General features: G+C 49.4%; 5 pseudogenes. 2 read left to right on the top strand and 3 right to left on the bottom strand.

Features of this window, described 5'->3' with window-relative positions:
- Positions 1-391: 391 nt before the first annotated feature.
- A pseudogene (locus AAC01S_RS19470) lies at positions 392-929 on the bottom strand (integrase core domain-containing protein); the annotation flags it as partial.
- A 78-nt stretch (positions 930-1007) separates the two neighbouring features.
- Positions 1008-1379 (bottom strand): annotated as a pseudogene (locus AAC01S_RS20345) (ATP-binding protein).
- 46 nt (positions 1380-1425) lie between these two features.
- Here AAC01S_RS20345 and AAC01S_RS19080 point away from each other — a divergent pair.
- A pseudogene (locus AAC01S_RS19080) lies at positions 1426-1839 on the top strand (ATP-binding protein); the annotation flags it as partial.
- Between the two features lie 101 nt (positions 1840-1940).
- Here AAC01S_RS19080 and AAC01S_RS20340 read toward each other — a convergent pair.
- A pseudogene (locus AAC01S_RS20340) lies at positions 1941-2054 on the bottom strand (transposase); the annotation flags it as partial.
- 241 nt (positions 2055-2295) lie between these two features.
- On the opposite strand from AAC01S_RS20340, the pseudogene AAC01S_RS18295 reads away from it, so the two are divergent.
- Positions 2296-2749, top strand: a pseudogene (locus AAC01S_RS18295) (IS21 family transposase); the annotation flags it as partial.

The raw sequence follows: 2749 nt of genomic DNA, 5'->3' as shown, positions 1-2749 counted from the left end.
TATCTTTATCGTGAACGCATATCACGCTTTGGTCGCGGTATAACCAGTTTGACGTTCCTATTCATCGTTGCTTGGTTTATCATTCAGTTCTTTTTTTCTAGCCCTACGTTTGCGGACATAAATGGAAATTGGGACTACTATTATGAGAATCGCGATTAATATTGGGCCAAATTCGGGGACTAAAAAAAGCGTGATAAGAGAATCGGAATAAGCCAGAAGTTCCAACATCCCCAATGTAAGTATAGTATTAATCAATAGGTGAAATCTCTTATAAAGTTCAACTAGCCTATAGAAACAATTTTTTACTTTGTTTAACATAAAATCACTCCTGAGTGATAACAGTCTTATTATAAACCCCCAAGAAGTTTATGGAATCTGTACGGTTAAATTGCTACCGAACAGTTTGGCACTCCAACTCTCTTAAATTGTTGTGGTAGGCTTGGATGGTATCCATTGGCCGGTTTCCGTGTTGCGACTCCTCGGTGCGGACGTTCAGAGTTGTAGTGGCGGAGCCAATCGTCGAGGTCTGCTTGAAGGTCCTCCAGCGCTCGTAAAACTTCTGTCGAAACTTCAACGAAAGAACTCATCCAGCACCGTCCGGTTAAAGCGCTCCACAAATCCGTTCGTCTGCGGTCGGTGAGCTTTTGTGCGTCGTTGCTCAAGGTCGTTGAGGGCAAGATATGGCTCGTATGGGGCGTGTCTGTACCGCGGAACTCCCGACCGTCGTAGGTTAACACGGCAGACACCGCTATCCCTTTGCGGCGATAGAACGGCAAGACATCGTTGTGCAAGACAGCTGTGGCACAATCCGGAAGCTTGTCGGTATGCAAGAATCCAAAGGCATAGCTGCCGTACGTGTCCGCGACCGCCTGAAGATAGACCTTGCCCACGCCTTTGAGATGACCTATGTAAAACGTATCTTGGGCCAGTGTATTATGTCAAGCAAAAATTCCGAAAAATGGTGTGTTTCTACCCTCGATGTGATGGGTACTTTTTTCACCGCTGCTTCATCGATGTATGCCTAATTCTGAAGTTTTCGCCGTCGTACATTGGTGTCGGTGGTGCGCGAGGCGGTCAATCATAGTCGCGGGCATCTGGTCATCCGTGAACACGGCTCCCCATTTCGGGAACTCGAGACCCCGTTCTAATCACCAGACTCCGGCTCTCGTACTGTCGGCGATTACTCTGCACAGCCATTGTGATCCTTTGGGTCTACAGGCACATATCCCCACTGCAAGAATGAGCAGATCCGTGCGTCTGATGTCCTGTTTGAGGCGTTCCAGTGCTCCTCGTCTCTTTGCCTCAGACAGACGCGTCCCCAAGTCCGCCGGCGCACAGAACCTGACGGCCATGCCGAACTCACAGGCTCTGACACCAATAGCTGTTCAAAGACGGATCTATCTATTGTGGAAAAATTTATATAAGAAAACGCATCTGGCGATTGCACTGGGGGTAGAGGCGTGTCGAAAAGGACATTCGGTGCGATTCTTTCGCGTACCCGATTTAGTGTCGATTTTGCAGGACAAGCATGAATCTGGAACGCTGGCGCGATTTCAGAAAGAATTGTCTGATTGTGATTTGTTGATTTTCGATGAGGTTGGGTTTGTTCCATTCCACCAGACAGGCGCAGAATTACTGTTTCACGTCATCTCAGCGTGCTACGAACACAACAGCGTGATGGTGACGTCCAATCTTGAGTTCGGGCAATGGAACACGGTATTCGGTGACACGCGACTCACGGCGGCGTTGGTTGACCGATTGGTGCATCACGCGCACATTCTCGCTTTCACTGGTGAGAGTTTCCGATTACGCCACGCGTTGTCTACCATTTCGTCTTAATGTTCCGCAAACGGTGTGGCGGTGCTATGCACAAATTGGCCGCGATTCTCTGCACTTTTCACTTGCGAAAGACAGCTAGGACAGACACCGCCCTCAGGCTGCTATCTGAGCCACCTCGACGCTATGTTCGGGTTGGCATCATACTTGTGGGCCACGATGCTCACATTCCCGGTCTCTAGACACTGCCGAGCAGCCTGCTCCTTAAACTGTCTAGAAAACTTACGACGTTCCGTGGGAAAACCTTCCTAGATGCATTCCGCTGTTGTTTATGGGTCTTGTCAATGATATCACGGGGCTTAAGAGAAGCAGGTGTCAACATCGGCTGTAAAATCCCCAATAACAGCGGAATACAATTCCCCAAAAATAACGGATTCAATTCCCCAAAATCATCGGGATGAATTCCCCACCCTTTGTCGAATTTACGGCACCGTTCACATCGCTGTGGGAGGTGCCACGATGACGGAGAGTGAGAAAATGGAAGTTAGAAGGATGTATCAGGAAGGCGTGAGTATCTCTGAACTCTCTCGAAGAACTGGACATGACCGTAAGACAATTCGAAAGGTGGTCCAAGAGCAGGAGGATGGAAAGAAGCCTTTAGCTGGAACCAAACGAAAAGGCAGTAAGTTGGAGCCCTATAAGCCGTATGTAGAACAGCGGATGCGTTTTGGGGTGCTGAACGCGGAGAGGATTTTACGAGAGATTCGGGAGCAGGGATACACGGGTGGAATCACGGTCCTGCGCGAGTTTATGCACTCGCTTCGCCCCATTGTCTCTGCCAAGGCAACGGTTCGGTTCGAAACAGGCCCTGGTGAACAGGCCCAGATCGACCTAGGTGCATTCCCGTATATCGACACCGAAGGGAATCAGCGCACACTGTGGTGTTTTGCCATGGTTCTATCCTACTCCCGGA

It is taken from the genome of Alicyclobacillus acidiphilus NBRC 100859 (genome assembly GCF_001544355.1).
Lineage (GTDB): Bacteria > Bacillota > Bacilli > Alicyclobacillales > Alicyclobacillaceae > Alicyclobacillus > Alicyclobacillus acidiphilus.
The sequence above is the reverse complement of the archived record's forward strand: the minus strand, read 5'-3'. Positions and strand labels throughout refer to the sequence as shown.